Origin of the sequence: Roseovarius nubinhibens ISM (genome assembly GCF_000152625.1) — a bacterium.
In the GTDB taxonomy this organism is placed as follows: Bacteria; Pseudomonadota; Alphaproteobacteria; order Rhodobacterales; family Rhodobacteraceae; genus Roseovarius; species Roseovarius nubinhibens.
On record NZ_CH724156.1, the window covers coordinates 1,332,707 to 1,348,319 of the forward strand.

14 protein-coding genes are annotated in these 15,613 nt (G+C 63.6%); 5 read left to right on the forward strand and 9 right to left on the reverse strand.

What is annotated here, in order from left to right; translation table 11 throughout:
- Positions 1–10: 10 nt before the first annotated feature.
- Together ISM_RS06440 and secA are read right to left on the reverse strand one after the other, a co-directional pair.
- Positions 11–1,003, reverse strand: a complete 993-nt coding sequence (locus tag ISM_RS06440; RefSeq protein ID WP_009813322.1) for a hypothetical protein — start codon at positions 1,001–1,003, stop codon at positions 11–13.
- A 134-nt stretch (positions 1,004–1,137) separates the two neighbouring features.
- A complete protein-coding gene (gene secA, locus ISM_RS06445) occupies positions 1,138–3,840 on the reverse strand; it encodes a preprotein translocase subunit SecA (RefSeq protein WP_009813323.1) in 2,703 nt (900 codons plus the stop codon).
- Positions 3,841–4,030: 190 nt separating this feature from the next.
- Here secA and ISM_RS06450 point away from each other — a divergent pair, with 190 nt between their 5' ends.
- From ISM_RS06450 to ISM_RS18390, 4 genes are all read left to right on the forward strand, one after another.
- Positions 4,031–4,891: a peptidylprolyl isomerase gene (locus tag ISM_RS06450; RefSeq protein WP_009813324.1), complete on the forward strand. Its 861-nt coding sequence runs from the start codon at positions 4,031–4,033 to the stop codon at positions 4,889–4,891.
- A gap of 2 nt (positions 4,892–4,893) precedes the next feature.
- The gene (gene argJ, locus ISM_RS06455; protein WP_009813325.1) at positions 4,894–6,123 is read left to right on the forward strand and encodes a bifunctional glutamate N-acetyltransferase/amino-acid acetyltransferase ArgJ; all 1,230 of its coding nucleotides are present in this window, start codon (positions 4,894–4,896) and stop codon (positions 6,121–6,123) included.
- A complete protein-coding gene (locus tag ISM_RS06460) occupies positions 6,120–6,518 on the forward strand; it encodes a (deoxy)nucleoside triphosphate pyrophosphohydrolase (RefSeq protein ID WP_009813326.1) in 399 nt (132 codons plus the stop codon). The genes argJ and ISM_RS06460 overlap by 4 nt, the downstream gene beginning before the upstream one ends.
- A 194-nt stretch (positions 6,519–6,712) precedes the next feature.
- Entirely contained in the window at positions 6,713–6,856 is a 144-nt protein-coding gene (locus ISM_RS18390; protein ID WP_009813327.1) for a hypothetical protein, read from the forward strand.
- 175 nt (positions 6,857–7,031) lie between these two features.
- Here the strand turns inward: ISM_RS18390 and infB are convergent, their stop codons facing one another.
- The 5 genes from infB to pip all read right to left on the reverse strand — a co-directional run bounded on the left by infB (position 7,032) and on the right by pip (position 13,536).
- Positions 7,032–9,530 carry a translation initiation factor IF-2 gene (gene infB, locus ISM_RS06470; RefSeq protein WP_040617908.1) on the reverse strand — a complete coding sequence of 833 codons (2,499 nt, stop codon included), beginning with the start codon at positions 9,528–9,530 and terminating at the stop codon, positions 7,032–7,034.
- Positions 9,527–10,159 (reverse strand): RNA-binding protein, encoded by a 633-nt coding sequence (locus tag ISM_RS06475; RefSeq protein WP_040617909.1) that lies wholly within the window; start codon positions 10,157–10,159, stop codon positions 9,527–9,529. Before ISM_RS06475 ends, infB begins: the two co-directional genes overlap by 4 nt.
- Positions 10,160–10,183: 24 nt before the next feature.
- Positions 10,184–11,818: a transcription termination factor NusA gene (gene nusA / locus ISM_RS06480; RefSeq protein WP_009813330.1), complete on the reverse strand. Its 1,635-nt coding sequence runs from the start codon at positions 11,816–11,818 to the stop codon at positions 10,184–10,186.
- 2 nt (positions 11,819–11,820) lie between these two features.
- Positions 11,821–12,393 carry a ribosome maturation factor RimP gene (gene rimP, locus ISM_RS06485; RefSeq protein WP_009813331.1) on the reverse strand — a complete coding sequence of 191 codons (573 nt, stop codon included), beginning with the start codon at positions 12,391–12,393 and terminating at the stop codon, positions 11,821–11,823.
- A 171-nt stretch (positions 12,394–12,564) separates the two neighbouring features.
- A complete protein-coding gene (gene pip / locus ISM_RS06490; RefSeq protein WP_009813332.1) occupies positions 12,565–13,536 on the reverse strand; it encodes a prolyl aminopeptidase in 972 nt (323 codons plus the stop codon).
- A gap of 49 nt (positions 13,537–13,585) precedes the next feature.
- Here pip and ubiG point away from each other — a divergent pair, with 49 nt between their 5' ends.
- Positions 13,586–14,329, forward strand: coding sequence for a bifunctional 2-polyprenyl-6-hydroxyphenol methylase/3-demethylubiquinol 3-O-methyltransferase UbiG (gene ubiG / locus ISM_RS06495; protein WP_040618357.1), 744 nt, complete (start codon positions 13,586–13,588; stop codon positions 14,327–14,329).
- Here ubiG and ISM_RS06500 read toward each other — a convergent pair whose 3' ends face one another.
- Together ISM_RS06500 and ISM_RS06505 are read right to left on the reverse strand one after the other, a co-directional pair.
- Positions 14,330–14,776: a MarR family winged helix-turn-helix transcriptional regulator gene (locus tag ISM_RS06500; protein ID WP_009813334.1), complete on the reverse strand. Its 447-nt coding sequence runs from the start codon at positions 14,774–14,776 to the stop codon at positions 14,330–14,332.
- A complete protein-coding gene (locus ISM_RS06505; RefSeq protein WP_040618358.1) occupies positions 14,769–15,611 on the reverse strand; it encodes a carbon-nitrogen hydrolase family protein in 843 nt (280 codons plus the stop codon). The genes ISM_RS06500 and ISM_RS06505 overlap by 8 nt, the downstream gene beginning before the upstream one ends.
- Positions 15,612–15,613: the final 2 nt, after the last annotated feature.

The window sequence follows — 15,613 nt, forward strand, 5'->3', positions numbered from 1 at the left end:
AACTGCGGAATTATCTCGCAGCGACTTTCAAGTCATTGAGCAGGTTTTTCAACACCAGAAAGTCACCCGCCGCATCGCAATCCGGAATTGACAGGATGAGATCCTGCGACCGCGTCTTGCCATTCACCGGAAACTCGAGCGTTTGGGCTTCGACATCCTTCATGCAATTGGCCTGCGTCACCTGCGCCTCGACGCTGAGCGTGACCTGCGCCTCGGGGTTCGTGCCGGTGGGGTAGCTGTAGACATCGGCCATCAGCGGCTCTGCGGCGCGGGCATCGCCCAGACGCACGAGAAAGCCGCCATCGCCGGTGGTCATGTCGCGCGGCGCCTCGGCCCAGACATGGCCTTCGCTGCCATAGTCGGCCCCGCCCTCGCGGGCATGAAGCTGCAGACCGCTCTGGCCTTTCCACTGCACCACGACCCGGTCGTATTGGCTGAATTCCGGCACTTTGGCCGTGGCCACAGCGCCTTCGCCATTCATGAAGGCCACAATAAACACCGGCTCGGCCGACAGGGCGGGCACGACCAGTTCGCTGCGGCCGTCGTCATCGGTGATCGCGGTCACCATGAGACCGTTGTGATGCAGGGTGAACCGTTCATTGGCGAGGCAATGCGCCGACAGCTCGAGCCGCACCATCGCCGCGGCGAGCGGCGTCACGTTCAACTCTTGCTCGCAGGTCAGCGCGGGCGCTTTTTCCTCGCGCGGCAAGGTCGGCAATGTCGTTTGTTTTTCAGGGGCCGGGCCGCTGGCCACGGCGGGCAGCGGCGACACCGGTTTTTGCGCCACGCGCGGCGCGCTCGGCAGGGCCGAAGTGAGGGTCACATCGCTGACGGCGAGACGGCCGAGCGTTTCGGCCTTGCCCAGCGGCGTGGTGGTCACGGGGGCGGGTTTTGCGTGGTTGACCGCAGAGGATCCACCGGCGTGGCTCTGCATGTATTGCGCGGCGGCCAGTGCAATGGCGAGCGTGGCGACGCCCATGGCGGCAATCCGAATCTTTTGCATAACGACTCTCCCGAACCTGAAACGGTACTGGGAAAGACTCGCCGATAAGTTGGGCGCACGTGTGGCAACCCTAAGATGCTTGTAAGGCCAGTTTGCCCGGATTTAGCTCAAATTCGGGCAAACTGAAAATCGCGTCAGAGCTTGCCGTGGCAATGCTTGAACTTCTTGCCGGAGCCGCAGGGGCAAGGCTCGTTGCGGCCCGGTTCGCCCCATGTGCTGGGGTCGTTCTGGTCAAATCCGGGGCGCGCATCGCCGGGTGCCTCTGCGGCGGCTTCAGGGCTGTCGCCCTCGGCCGCAGCCGCCATCGCCGCCCGCTGTTGCAGCATCTGCTGCATCATCGCCTGCTGCTCTTCCTCGGACATCGGCCGCACCTTGGAAAGCTGCTGGGTCACGTCCTGACGCAGGCTGTTGAGCATCGATTCAAACAGCGCAAAGGCCTCGGTCTTGTACTCGTTGAGCGGATCGCGCTGCGCATAGCCGCGAAAGCCCACGACGCTGCGCAGATGTTCGAGCGTCAAAAGATGCTCGCGCCATTTGCCGTCGATCGTGTTGAGCAGAACCTGCTTTTCCACCATGCGCATGTTCTCGGGGCCAAACTGCACCGCTTTCTGCGCCATCATGTCATCGGCGGCGGCCTCGATCCGGTCGGCGATATCCTCGTCGTCGACGCCCTCTTCATCGCCCCAGGCCTGCACCGGCAGATCCATGTTGAGCTGTTCCTTGAGCGCGCCATGCAGCCCGTCCATGTCCCATTGATCGGCATAGGTCTTGGGCGGCATATACTGATCGACCAGATCGTCGATCACCTCGTTGCGCATGTCCGACACGATGGCCGACAGATCCGCCGCCTGCATGATGTCGAGCCGCTGCTTAAAGATCACCTTGCGCTGCTCGTTCATCACATCGTCGAACTTCAGAAGCTGCTTGCGGATGTCAAAGTTGCGCCCTTCGACCTTGGCCTGCGCGCGTTCGAGGCTCTTGTTGACCCACGGGTGCACAATCGCCTCGCCCTCTTTCATGCCCAGCGTGTTGAGCACCTTCTCAAGCCGCTCCGAGCCGAAGATGCGCATCAGGTCATCGTCAAGGCTGAGGAAGAAGGCGGATTTGCCCGGGTCCCCCTGACGGCCCGACCGGCCGCGCAGCTGGTTGTCGATGCGGCGGCTCTCATGGCGCTCGGTGGCCAGAACGAAAAGACCGCCGGCCTCTTTGACCTTCTGCTCGTCGCCCTCATGCTCGGCTTCGATCTTCTGGCGGATCTCTTCGGGATCGGCCTCGGGATCGGCGGCGATGGCCTCCATGATCTTGAAATCGACATTGCCGCCAAGTTTGATGTCGGTGCCGCGCCCGGCCATGTTGGTGGCGATGGTTACCGCCCCGAACTTGCCCGCGTCGGCGACGATCTGCGCCTCTTGCTCGTGCTGGCGCGCGTTGAGAACGTTATGGGTGATCCCCGCCTGCGTCAGCAACTGGCTGAGCATTTCCGACTTCTCGATCGAGGTGGTACCGACGAGCGTCGGCTGGCCCTTGGCATGGGCCTCGCCAATCGCTTCGATGATCGCGTCGTATTTTTCCTTGGCGCTGCGATAGACCGCATCGTCAAGGTCTTCGCGGGCGATGGGGCGGTTGGTCGGCACTTCGACCACGCCAAGCCCGTAGATCTCGGCAAATTCCTCGGCCTCGGTGGCCGCGGTGCCGGTCATCCCGCCAAGCTTGTCATAGAGACGGAAATAGTTCTGAAAGGTGACCTGCGCCATGGTCACGTTTTCCGGCTGGATCTCGACGCCTTCCTTGGCCTCGATGGCCTGATGCAGACCGTCCGACAGGCGCCGCCCGGCCATCATCCGGCCGGTGAACTCGTCGATCAGCATGACCTCGCCATTGCGCACGATGTAATCCTTGTCGCGGGCAAAGATCTTATGCGCGCGCAGGCCCTGGTTCACATGGTGGACGATGGTGGTGCTTTCGGGATCATAGAGCGACTGCTCTTCCGGCAGCAGGCCGCGCTCGCGCAGCAGGTTTTCGAGGAACTCGTTGCCCTCGTCGGTAAAGGTCACGTTGCGCGACTTTTCATCGACCGAATAGTGATCGTCGTGCAGCTCGGGAATGAGCGTATCAATCGCCTGATAGAGATTGGTGCGATCCTCGGCCGGGCCCGAGATGATCAGCGGCGTCCGCGCCTCGTCGATCAGGATACTGTCGACCTCGTCCACGATGGCAAAGTGATGGCCGCGCTGCGACATCTCGTCGAGCGAGGATTTCATGTTGTCGCGCAGATAATCGAAGCCGAGCTCGTTGTTCGTCGCATAGGTGATATCGGCGGCATAGGCGGATTTCTTCTCACCCTGCGGCTGCTGCGGATAGACGACCCCGGTGCTCAGCCCGAGCGCGGCATAGACCTTGCTCATCCATTCCGCGTCCCGCTTGGCGAGATAGTCGTTCACCGTGACGATATGCACGCCCTTGCCGGTCAACGCATTGAGATAGGCCGGGAATGTCGCCACGAGGGTTTTGCCCTCGCCGGTCTTCATCTCGGAAATATTGCCCTGATGGAGGAAAATACCGCCCATGAGCTGTGTATCAAAGGCCCGCAGGCCGAGCGCCCGCTTGGCCGCCTCGCGGCAATTGGCAAAGGCCTCGGGCAGCAAAGAGTCGAGGCTCTCGCCCTTCATGGCGCGTGTCGCCAGCTCTTCCGTCTTGGTCTTGATGCCCTCGTCGGTGAGGGTTTCAAACTCGGGTTCAAGCGCGTTGATCTTGTCGATCAGCGGTCGTGTCGCCTTGATCTTTCGGTCATTCGGGGTGCCGAAAATCTTTTTGGCAACCGTTCCAAGTCCCAGCATATCTGCTCCGCTTTTCGTCAATCGGCGGCTTGTCGCGGGCAATGGCTTGCCCCGTCTATCGCACCACCCTAAAACAGGCCCCAAGGCACAGGTTCCGCCTTGATCCTAAGGCGATGTAAGGGGCTGGTACTTGAGTGTCAACGTCACGCAACCGCGCAGGCTTCTGCGCTTTCCGTCAAAGGATGTTATAATGCTGCACCGTCTTCGCCCGCTCCCTCTCGCCCTGGCCCTTGGTCTGGGTCTTGGCGCGGCCCCGGCCCTAGCCGAAGAAGAAGCCCCCAATGCCGATACCGTCGTCGCCACGGTGGACGGTAATGAAATCACTCTGGGCCATATGATCGTGCTGCGCGCGGGCCTGCCCGCACAGCTGTCGCAGCTGCCGCCGGCCGTGCTCTACAAGGGGATTCTCGATCAGCTGATCCAACAGGCGATCATGGAAAACAACTTTGAGGGCGAGCTGTCCAAAGCCGCCAAGCTCAGCCTCGAGAACGAGCGCCGGGCCCTCATCGCCGGTGAAACGATCAACCGCGTCGCCAATGTCGCGCTGACCGACGAGGCCCTGCAGAAGGTCTATGAAGACACCTACATGACCGCCGAGGCGCAGACCGAATTTAACGCCGCGCATATTCTCGTCGAAACCGAAGAAGAGGCCAAAGCCCTCATCGAAGAGCTCAACGGCGGCGCGGATTTCTCGGCGCTGGCCAAGGAAAAATCGACCGGCCCCTCCGGCCCCAATGGCGGCGAGCTCGACTGGTTCGCCGGTGACATGATGGTCGAACCCTTTGCCGAGGCCGTGGCCAAGATGGAAAAAGGCGCGATCTCCGAGCCGGTCCAGACCCAGTTCGGCTGGCATGTGATCAAGCTCAACGACACCCGCACCAAGGAACGCCCCGAGCTCGAAGAGGTCCGGGCCGAGCTTGAGGAAGTCGTGCGCCAGCAGGCCATCGACGCCTATATGACCGATCTCTCCGAAGGCGCCAAAGTCGACCGCGAAGCGGGCGATGCGCTCGACCCCGAGATCCTGCTTCAGACCGACCTTCTCGAGGAATAATCATGGCCAAGGCTCTTCCGGTCTCTCCGCTCGCTCCGGCGCGGTTTCCCGAGCTTCCGGTGATCGACGGTGTGCGTTTCGCCACCGTCGAGGCCGGCGTCCGCTATGCCGGGCGCACCGATGTGATGCTCGCCCATCTCGCCCCGGGCAGCACCGTGGCCGGGGTCTTTACCCGGTCCTCGACGCGCTCGGCGCCGGTGCTCGATTGTCAGGCCAAGATCGGCCAGCATGACGATGCGGGCGCCGCGATCCTCGTCAACTCGGGCAATGCCAACGCCTTTACCGGCAAGCGCGGCGTCGAGGCGGTGACCGCAGTCACCACCGAGGTCGCCCGCGTCCTCGGCCTGCCCGAAAGCCGCGTCTTCACCTCCTCCACTGGGGTGATCGGCGAGGTGCTGCCGCATGACCGGATCACCGCCAAGATCGGCGAGCTGAGCCAGAAACTCGACGCGGGCGGGATCGAAGCCGCCGCCCGCGCCATCATGACCACCGACACCTTCCCCAAAGGCGCGCAGACCGAGGTCGAGATCGACGGCAAGACCGTGCGCATCGCGGGCATCGCCAAGGGCTCGGGCATGATCGCGCCGGATATGGCGACGATGCTGGTCTATATCTTCACCGATGCCGCCGCCGACCGTGAGGTTCTGCAATCCATGGTCTCGGCGCTCAATGACCAGACCTTCAACTGCATCACCGTCGACAGCGACACCTCGACCTCCGACAGCCTGCTGATGGCGGCGACCGGCACCTCGGGCGTGCGCATCGACGAAACTTCCGTGGGCTTCATGGAGGCACTGCGCCGCGTCATGCTCGACCTCGCGCATCAGGTGGTGCGCGACGGCGAAGGGGCCACCAAATTCGTCGAGATCGCCGTCACCGGTGCTTCGTCCGACGCGGATGCCCGCACCCATGCCATGGCCATCGCCAATTCGCCGCTGGTCAAGACGGCCATCGCGGGCGAGGATGCCAACTGGGGCCGCATCGTCATGGCGGTGGGCAAATCCGGCGCACCGGCCGACCGCGACACGCTGTCGATCTGGTTCGGCGACATTCTCGTCGCCAACAAGGGCTGGGTGAACCCCGACTACCGCGAAGAGGACGCCGCCGCCTATATGAAGGGCCAAGAACTCTGCATCGCGGTCGATCTCGGCCTTGGCGGTGGCAAGGCCCATGTCTGGACCTGCGATCTCACCCACGGCTATATCGACATCAACGCAGACTATCGCTCGTGAAAACGGTTCTCGTCTCTGCGGTCGCGCTCATCGACATCGATGGGCGCGTCCTGCTCGCGCAGCGCCCGGAGGGCAAATCGCTGGCCGGCATGTGGGAATTTCCCGGCGGCAAGGTCGAACCGGGCGAGACGCCCGAAGTGGCGCTCATCCGCGAATTGCACGAAGAGCTTGGCATCGAGACCTGGCAGAGCTGCCTCGCGCCACTCACCTTTGCGAGCCACAGCTACGAAGGGTTTCACCTGCTGATGCCGCTCTTTGCCTGCCGCAAATGGGAGGGCGTGCCGCAGGGCCGCGAGGGTCAGGCGCTGAAATGGGTGCGGCCGCTCGATATGCGCGACTACCCGATGCCGCCCGCCGACCTGCCATTGATCCCGATTCTGCGCGATTGGCTCTGAATCAGGCGAAAATACGCTCGAAATCCCCTATTTCGTTAACGAATGGTAAGGAATTTCGTGCAATTTTGAGTTGACTTTGCTCCGCCCTGTTCAATAATTCAGGGCAAGCGGGGCAATTGTTTCCGCTTCGTGCACAGGTGTCGCGCAACCCGCAATCTGTCACGACATATGAGGCGTCATTCGGGGGATATGGCATGCTGCGCACCATTCGGCTTGGAAGCTGTGTATCGGTTCAAGGTATTTTCGAAGGGCAATTGCCCGATGGCCGCGTGCAGGTGCGCGTCGGCGATCAGATCTTCGTCGGCCAGCCGATCAGCACCGTTCAGGCCGCCGCCTGATCCCATCTGACCGCAGAATCTGAGCACAGAATCTGACCTATCGCCCGCCCGGTCCGTCCGGGCGGTTTGCGTTTGCGCGCTTGAAACGCGCCACCAACCAAACCAATCCCCCAGAAACACCAAGGCCCGCGACATCCGCCGCGGGCCTTGATCAATTCTGGACTGTCGCCCCGGATCAGTCGAGCGACCGCTCGACCTCTTCGCGCTCGAAGATCTCGATCACGTCATCGGGACGGATATCGTCATAATTCTCAAAGGCCATGCCGCATTCCTGACCGGACTGCACCTCGGGCACCTCGTCCTTGAACCGCTTGAGCGTCTTGAGCGTGCCTTCGTGGATCACCACATCGTCGCGCAGCAGGCGCACACCGGCGGAGCGGCGGGCAACACCCTCGGTCACGAGACAGCCGGCAACCTTGCCAACGCCGGTGACCTTAAAGACCTCTTTGATCTTCGCATAGCCGATGAAGTTCTCGCGGATTTCCGCCCCGAGAAGACCCGACGCCGCCGCTTTCACATCATCCACCAGATCGTAGATCACCGAGTAATAGCGGATCTCGACGCCCTTCTGGTTGGCGCTGTTCCGTGCCGGGGCATTGGCCCGGACGTTAAAGCCCAGAACCGGCGCACCAGAGGCTTCGGCCAGACCGATATCGCTCTCGGTGATGGCGCCGACGCCCGAATGCAGCACGCGCACGCGCACCTCTTCGTTGCCGATCTTCTCCATCGCCTGAACGATGGCCTCGGCAGAGCCCTGCACATCGGCCTTCACCAGGATCGGAAGTTCGGCCACGTTCTGATCTTCCTTGGCCTTCGCCAGAAGCTGATCGAGCGTGGTCGCGGCACCGGCCGCGGCACGTTTGTCCTTGGCCGCCTTCTCGCGGTATTCGGCGATCTCGCGGGCCTGCGCTTCGGTCTCGACCACGTTGAGAACGTCGCCGGCCTCGGGCGTGCCATTGAGGCCGAGAACCTCGACCGGCACCGACGGGCCCGCCTCTTGGACGCGCTCGCCCGTGTCGCTGATCAGCGCGCGGACCTTACCGTACTGCTCGCCCACAACGAAGATATCGCCTTGTTTGAGCGTGCCTTTCTGCACCAGAACGGTCGCAACCGGGCCTCGGCCCACGTCGAGCTGCGCTTCGATCACGGCACCTTCGGCGGCGCGGTTCGGGTTCGCCTTGAGCTCGAGGATCTCGGACTGAAGCGCGATGGCTTCGAGAAGCTCATCGAGGCCCTGACCGGTCACGGCAGAGACTTCGACATCCTGCACTTCGCCCGACATCGCTTCGACGATCACTTCATGCTGAAGCAGATCGGTCCGCACCTTGTCCGGGTTGGCCGACGGCTTGTCGACCTTGTTGATCGCCACGATCATCGGCACGCCTGCGGCCTTCGAGTGGTTGATCGCCTCGATGGTCTGCGGCATCACCGCGTCATCCGCGGCAACCACCAGAACCACGATATCCGTGACCTGCGCCCCACGGGCCCGCATGCTGGTAAAGGCGGCGTGGCCCGGCGTGTCGAGGAAGGACAGAACCGTCCCGCTCTCGGTGGTCACCTGATAGGCGCCGATATGCTGGGTGATGCCCCCGGCTTCGCCCGCGACAACCTTGGCGTCGCGGATCGCATCCAGAAGCGAGGTCTTGCCGTGGTCGACATGGCCCATGATGGTGATGACCGGCGGCCGCGGCTGCAGGTCCTCGGGCTTGTCCTCGACCGCGTCGATCACATCCTCGACGTCGGCATCCGACACCCGGGTGACCTTGTGGCCGAATTCCTCGATGATGAGCTCGGCGGTGTCGGCATCGATCGACTGGTTCTGGGTGACCATCATGCCGTTCTGCATGAGGGCCTTGACCACGTCGCTGACCCGCTCGGCCATACGGTTGGCCAGCTCGGAGACGACAATCGCCTCGGGCAGCTTGACCTCACGGACAACCTTTTCGCGCGCCTCATTGCCGCCCATCGCCTTCTGACGTGCACGTTCCTGCTTGCGCTTCATCGCGGCGAGCGATTTCTGACGGCCACCTTCGCCACCAGACAGCGCCTGGTTCAGCGTCAGCTTGCCAGAGCGGCGGCCATCGTCGCGGCCTTTGCCACGCGCCGGGCGCTCGTTGCGGTCGGTCTTGTTGTCCTGCTTGCGCGCGGGCTGGGCCTGTTTGGCAGGCGCGCCACGGGCGGCTGCGGGCTCATCCGGCACGGCAGCAGAGGCCGCAGCGGCGGCTTTCTTGGCGGATTCTTCGCTCTCGAGGCGCTTGCGCTCGTCCTCTTCGGCCTTCTGGCGGGCCCGCTCGGCGCGTTCGCGCTCTTCGCGTTCCTTGGCCTCGGCCTCTTCGCGGCGGCGCTGGCGCTCTTCTTCGCGGGCCTTTTCCTCGGCTTCGCGCTGGGCGGCTTCTTCGCCCTCGCGGGCCTTGGCGGCCTGCAACGCCTTCAGGCGGCGCTCCATCTCGGCATCGGTGATACCTGCGGGGCGCTTGCTGGGGTCACCCCCGGCCAGGGATTTCGACGCAGCTCCACCCGCCGCGCCGCCGGGTTTCGGCATGACGACGCGTTTGCGCTTGGTTTCCACCACGACGTTCTTGGTGCGGCCATGGCTGAAGCTCTGCTTCACATTCCCCGGACGGGAACCTCCACCACGTACACCCAAAGTCTTTTTACCGTCGTTGTCGTTCATCTGGTTTTACTTCCTTTCCGGCGGCTGTCACCGCCGTCCGAGACACGCAGGCCCTTCAACCTTTGCGCCTCCTCTACAACACGATGCGCCAAACCGCCAGCACGCAATGCCGCGTGTATGGAGGTTTGCCGCCCGAATGCCTGGCCCAGTTCGTCTGCGCTCAGCCACCCGATGAATTTTCCGCCCTGCGGCGTGCTCAGCTTTGATTTGCCGCGCTCCGAACCGTCATGGGCCTGGATCAGCGCAATCGCGTCGTCGCGCCACAGCCAATCCTTGACCTTCTCATAGCCCGACACCGCATAGCCGCCCTTGCGGGCGAGGCTGATCAGATCAACCACCCGCCGCGCCAGAATGCCCTCGACCAGATCGGTCAGACCGTCCGGCACAGTGACCGGTTGTTTCGCGGCGCGGGCAAACAGCCCCTTCGTCGCCGCCTTGTCGAGCGCCGCCCGCTCGGACAGCACCCAGATCCCCCGCCCGGGCAGTTTGCCCGCCAGATCAGGGACGACCTGGCCATCGGGTCCAACCACGAAACGCAAAAGCTGCGCCACGGGATATACCTCCCCCGTGGCGATGCATTTACGCTCGGGACCGTCCGACCGGTCTTTGGGGTGCCCACCGCGACCCATGCTCGACGCCCGAGGCCTGAAGAATCAGGCCTCGGCCTCCTCGGCTGAATCGCCGGCTTCGGCATCCGCGTCGATCTCGTCCTCTTCCTCGGCTTCGAGATCGGCAGGATCGACCCAGCCCAGCATCACGCGGGCGGTCATCACCATGGCCTGAGCTTCTTCGAGCGAGACGTCGAAGGGCTCGAGGATGCCATCATCCTTGACCCGCTGACCGTCCTGCATGGTCCAGCCGCCGGCCAGTTCCCAATCCGCGCAAGTGGCGAAATCTTCGAGCGTCTTCACGCCATCCTCGGCCAGAGCTTGAATCATCTGGGGTGTGAGCCCCTCAAATTCAACCAGGCTGTCCTCAACCCCGAGCTCGCGCGCCCGTTCGAGCGCCGCCTTGGCCCGCGCCTCGAGAACATCGCGCGCCCGTGCCTGAAGCTCGCCCGCCGTGTCCTCGTCCACCCCGTCGATGACCAAGAGCTCGTCCTGCTCGACATAGGCCACCTCTTCGAGGTTGGTAAAGCCTTCGGAGACCAGCAGCTGGGCAAAGAATTCGTCGAGATCGAGCGTGTCCATGAACAGCTTGGTGCGCTCTTCGAACTCGCGCTGACGGCGTTCGCTGTCTTCGGCCTCGGTCATGATGTCGATGTCGAGCCCGGTGAGCTGCGACGCCAGACGCACGTTCTGACCGCGACGGCCAATGGCCAGCGACAGCTGCTCTTCCGGCACCACCACTTCGATCCGCTCGGCCTCTTCGTCGAGAACCACTTTCGACACTTCGGCCGGCTGCAGCGCGTTGACCAGGAAGGTCGGCTGATCTTCGTTCCACGGGATGATGTCGATCTTCTCGCCCTGAAGCTCGTTGACGACGGCCTGCACCCGGCTGCCGCGCATACCGACACAGGCGCCCACCGGGTCGATCGACCCGTCATAGGAAATCACGGCGATCTTGGCGCGCGAACCGGGGTCCCGGGCCACGGCCTTGATCTCGATGATGCCGTCATAGATCTCGGGCACTTCCATCTTGAACAGCTCGGCCATGAATTCCGGCGCGGTGCGGCTCAGGAAAATCTGCGGCCCACGGGCTTCGCGGCGCACATCCTTGATATAGCAGCGGATGCGCTCATTCGGGCGATAGCTCTCGCGGCCGATCTTCTCGTTGCGGCGCAGGATGGCTTCGCCCCGGCCCACGTCAACGATGACATTGCCGTATTCCTCGCGCTTGACCATGCCGTTGATGATCGTGCCGGCGCGGTCCTTGAACTCTTCGTATTGGCGATCACGCTCGGCTTCGCGAACCTTCTGCAGGATGACCTGCTTGGCCGATTGCGCCGCGATCCGGCCCATGTCCACCGGCGGCACTTCTTCGATATACTGATCGCCGACCTTGGGATCGTCGAGATATTGCTTGGCCTGCTCAACGGTGAGCTCGGCCTGATAATTCTCGAGCTCTTCTTCCTCGACCACGGTGCGCACCCGGGTAAAGGTGGCGCGGCCGGTCTTGCGGTCGATGCTGACGCGAATGTCCATCTCGGCGCCGTAGCGGCTCTTGGCCGCCCGCGCGAGGCTCTCTTCCATCGCTTCAACCACGAGACCGGGGTCGATCATCTTTTCGCGGGCCACGGCCTCGGCCGTTTGCAAAAGCTCAAGCTGGTTTGCAGAGGTAATCGCCATCTTTACTCCTCCTCTGACGCGTCATCCTCGATCGCGTCAAATTGCTCTTCATCCAACACGCCCGCATCCTTGCGCTGGCGCAGCATTTCCTTGATCAGCTCGTCGGTCAGGACCAGCTTGGCATCGGCCAGCCAGTCGAACTGCAGACCGATCGTGCCTTCTTCCACATTGATCAGAACCTCTTCGCCCTCGACCCCGGCCAGCACGCCCTTAAAGCGTTTGCGCCCGTCGATAAGCTCCGAGGTCTCGATCTTGGCTTCATAGCCCTCAAAGGTCTCGAAATCCTTGAGCCGCGTCAGCGGCCGGTCGATGCCCGGGCTCGACACTTCGAGCGTATAGGCCTCGATGATCGGGTCCTCGACATCGAGAACCGCGCTCACTTCGGTGCTGATCCGCGCACATTCATCGACCTCGATCCCGCCTTCGGGGCGCTCGGCCATGATCTGCAACGTGTCGGTCTTGCCCCCCATCAGGCGCAGCCGGACCAGCTCAAACCCGAGATCTTCGATCACGGGGGTCACGATCTCGGCCAAACGCCGGTCGATCGCTGCCTTGGCTATCAGGTCATTGCTCATCAGTCGTCCAAATACAAAAAAACGGGCCCGCGGCCCGTTGATCTTTCCCGGTGGAGCATCTGGGAGAGACCCGTCTGCGCCGCTGTTGAGGGGGATATACGCCTCTTGGCCCGAGTCTGCAAGGGGCTAGGGTCAGACAGGCCAGATTGCCGCCTCACCGATCCCCCGCGCCTACCCCCGCGCCAGCATATCCATGGTCTTGACCAGCTCGGCGCTGATCCCCGGCTCGGACAGGGCATGGCCCGCCAGCGGGATCATGCGCAGCTCGGCCCGGCCCCAGCGCTCGGCCAGCCGCCAGGCGCTCGCCGGGGGGCAGATCATGTCATAGCGGCCCTGCACAATCGTCCCCGGCACATGGGCAATCCGCGCGATATTCTTCTCGATCCAGCCATCGGCCTCGAGAAACCCGGCATGGGTGAAATAGTGATTCTCGAGCCGCGCAAAGGCCCGCGCATATTCCGCCGGCGCGTCGCCCATCATCCCGGTGCTGCGCACCGTGGCCAGCGCGTTTTCCCAGGCCGACCAGGCCTTGGCATAGGTGATCTCGGTCGCCCGGTCGCCGGAAAACAGCCGCCGGTGATAGGCCGCGATCATATCGCCGCGCTCGACCTCGGGGATGAGCCGCTGAAACCGCGCCCAGGTCTCGGGAAAGAACTGCCCCGCGCCGCCGCCATAGAACCATTTGAGCTCGGCCTGCGTCATCAGGAACACGCCGCGCAGCACCAGATGCGCCGCCCGGTCCGGATGGCTCAGCGCATAGATGAGCGACAGCGTCGCCCCCCAGCTGCCGCCAAACACGATCCAGCGCTCGATCTCCAGCGCCTTGCGGATCGCCTCGATATCCTCGACCAGATGCCATGTGGTGTTGTTCTCGACCTCGGCATGCGGCCGCGACCGGCCACAGCCGCGCTGATCGAACAGGATGATGCGATACTGTTCGGGATCGAAATAGCGCCGCATCGCCGGGCTGCACCCGCCCCCCGGCCCGCCATGCAGCACCACCACCGGACGGCCCTCGGGATTGCCGGACTGTTCCACATAGATGTGATGCCCCTCACCCACATCCATCATCCGCCGGTCAAACGGCTCGATGGGCGGATAGAGATATTGCACCGCGGTTTTTTGTTCGGGAAACTTGTCCATCACCGTCCTATATAGCAAAGCGGTGACAGATGAGCATATGGAGAGCGAAATGCAAGCCGCGCAAAGCACGATCGATCCCGCAGAAGTCGCCAAATTCGAGGCGATGGCCGCCGAATGGTGGGATCCGAACGGCAAGTTCAAGCCGCTGCACATGCTCAATCCCTGCCGTCTCGACTATATCACCGCGCAGATCGCCGCCGAATTTGACCGCGACCTGCGCGAGGACCGCCCCTTTGCCGGGCTGCGCCTGCTCGACATCGGCTGTGGCGGCGGGCTGCTGAGCGAACCCATGGCGCGGCGCGGCGCCACGGTGATCGGCGCCGATGCCGCCGAGGGCAACCTGCCCGTCGCCCGGCTCCATGCCGAACAGGGCGGGCTCGACATCGACTACCGCCACACCACCGCCGAGGCGCTGGCCGACGCGGGCGAGACATTCGACGTGGTGCTCAATATGGAAGTGGTCGAACATGTCGCCGACCCGCTCGACTTCCTCACCGCCTGCCGCCGCCTGCTCAAACCCGGCGGCCTGCATCTGTGCTCGACCATCAACCGCAATCCCAAGAGCTTTGCCATGGCCATTCTCGGCGCCGAATATGTCATGCGCTGGCTGCCCAAGGGCACCCATGACTGGTCGAAATTCATCACCCCGGACGAGCTCTATGATCTGTTGAAACAGGCGGGCCTCTCGCCGGTCGACCGCAAGGGGTTCGTCTTCAATCCGATTGCCTGGTCCTGGTCGATCTCGGACCGCGATCTGAGCGTGAACTACGTCACCGCCAGCCTCGCCCCCTGATCACTCCGCCTCTTCGAGCTTGGCGCGCAGGCCCCGCAGCACCGGCAACGCCCCGCGCACCCGGTCTTCGCCCAGCTCGGTCACCATCTCGGATATGATCGGCGTGATCGCCGCCACCGCCGCATCGCGCGCCGCACGCCCCGCCGGGCTGATCGACACCATCTTGCGCCGCGCATCGTCCCAATCGGGCCGGATATGCACATAGCCCGCCCATTCGAGCTTGCTCAGCGTGTTGGTCATCGCCCCGCGCGTCACATGAAAACTCTTGGCAAGCTGCGCCGGGCTGCGCTCTTCGCCGCTCCGCGCCAGATGGTTGAGCAGGGTGAAATGCGAAATCTCCATCCCCTTCGGCAACACCCGGTTCAGCCGGCTGCGGATCATCTGGTCCGAGATCAGGATCTCGCCAAAGAGCGCCACCGCCAGCGAACTTGTTGCCGATTCATGCATCCTGACTTGGGCCCTCGAAGCTGCGATCATGTGTGAGCGAAGGAATTCGCTGTCGCGCTTGTGCCACTTCCGCGAGGTCCAGATCAACGATAATCGCCCCGGTTGCGTCTCCGCCATCGGCGAGAACCTCGCCCCAGGGCGCCACCGCGAGACTATGCCCCCAGGTCTCGCGCGGCTTGCCACGGCCTGCGGGATGCTGGCCGCATTGCGCCGGGGCGAGCACGAAACACCCGGTTTCAATCGCCCGCGCCCGCAGCAACACCTCCCAATGCGCCGCACCGGAGACTGGCGAAAACGCCGCGGGCACCGTCAGGATCTGCGCCCCCGCCTGCGCCAAGGCGCGGTAGAGCTTTGCAAACCGCAGGTCGTAACAGACGCTGAGCCCAAGGCACGCCTCCCCCGCCTGCGCCACAACCGCCCGCTCGCCGGGACGATAGCCCGCGCTTTCGCGATAGCTTTCGCTCTCGGAAATCTCGACATCGAACATATGCATCTTGTCATAGCGCGCGGTGATCGCCCCCTCGGGCGAGACGAGGAAACTGCGATTGGCAAACCGCCCATCCGCATCCTCGGTCTTCACCGCCAGCGACCCGATCAACAGCCAGATCCCCAGCTCCGCCGCCAGCGCCCGCAGCGCGGCGAGCGTTTCATCCTCGCCCTCATGGCGCAGCACTTCGCGCTGATGCGAGCGGCTCGACGAGACGCAATTCGTCACCTCCGGCGTGAGGATAAGCGTCGCGCCCTTGCCCGCCGCCTCGCGGATGAGCGCCTCGGTCGCGGGCAGGTTGGCCGCCGGGTCATCCCCGGCGGTCATCTGGATCAATCCCGCCCGCAGCA

Coding starts and splice junctions, on each gene's coding strand:
- ISM_RS06440 (WP_009813322.1), bottom strand. CDS start 1,003: ATGCAAAAGATTCGGATTGCCGCCATGGGCGTCGCCACGCTCGCCATT.
- secA (WP_009813323.1), bottom strand. CDS start 3,840: ATGCTGGGACTTGGAACGGTTGCCAAAAAGATTTTCGGCACCCCGAAT.
- ISM_RS06450 (WP_009813324.1), top strand. CDS start 4,031: ATGCTGCACCGTCTTCGCCCGCTCCCTCTCGCCCTGGCCCTTGGTCTG.
- argJ (WP_009813325.1), top strand. CDS start 4,894: ATGGCCAAGGCTCTTCCGGTCTCTCCGCTCGCTCCGGCGCGGTTTCCC.
- ISM_RS18390 (WP_009813327.1), top strand. CDS start 6,713: ATGCTGCGCACCATTCGGCTTGGAAGCTGTGTATCGGTTCAAGGTATT.
- infB (WP_040617908.1), bottom strand. CDS start 9,530: ATGAACGACAACGACGGTAAAAAGACTTTGGGTGTACGTGGTGGAGGT.
- ISM_RS06475 (WP_040617909.1), bottom strand. CDS start 10,159: ATGGGTCGCGGTGGGCACCCCAAAGACCGGTCGGACGGTCCCGAGCGT.
- nusA (WP_009813330.1), bottom strand. CDS start 11,818: ATGGCGATTACCTCTGCAAACCAGCTTGAGCTTTTGCAAACGGCCGAG.
- rimP (WP_009813331.1), bottom strand. CDS start 12,393: ATGAGCAATGACCTGATAGCCAAGGCAGCGATCGACCGGCGTTTGGCC.
- pip (WP_009813332.1), bottom strand. CDS start 13,536: ATGGACAAGTTTCCCGAACAAAAAACCGCGGTGCAATATCTCTATCCG.
- ubiG (WP_040618357.1), top strand. CDS start 13,586: ATGCAAGCCGCGCAAAGCACGATCGATCCCGCAGAAGTCGCCAAATTC.
- ISM_RS06500 (WP_009813334.1), bottom strand. CDS start 14,776: ATGCATGAATCGGCAACAAGTTCGCTGGCGGTGGCGCTCTTTGGCGAG.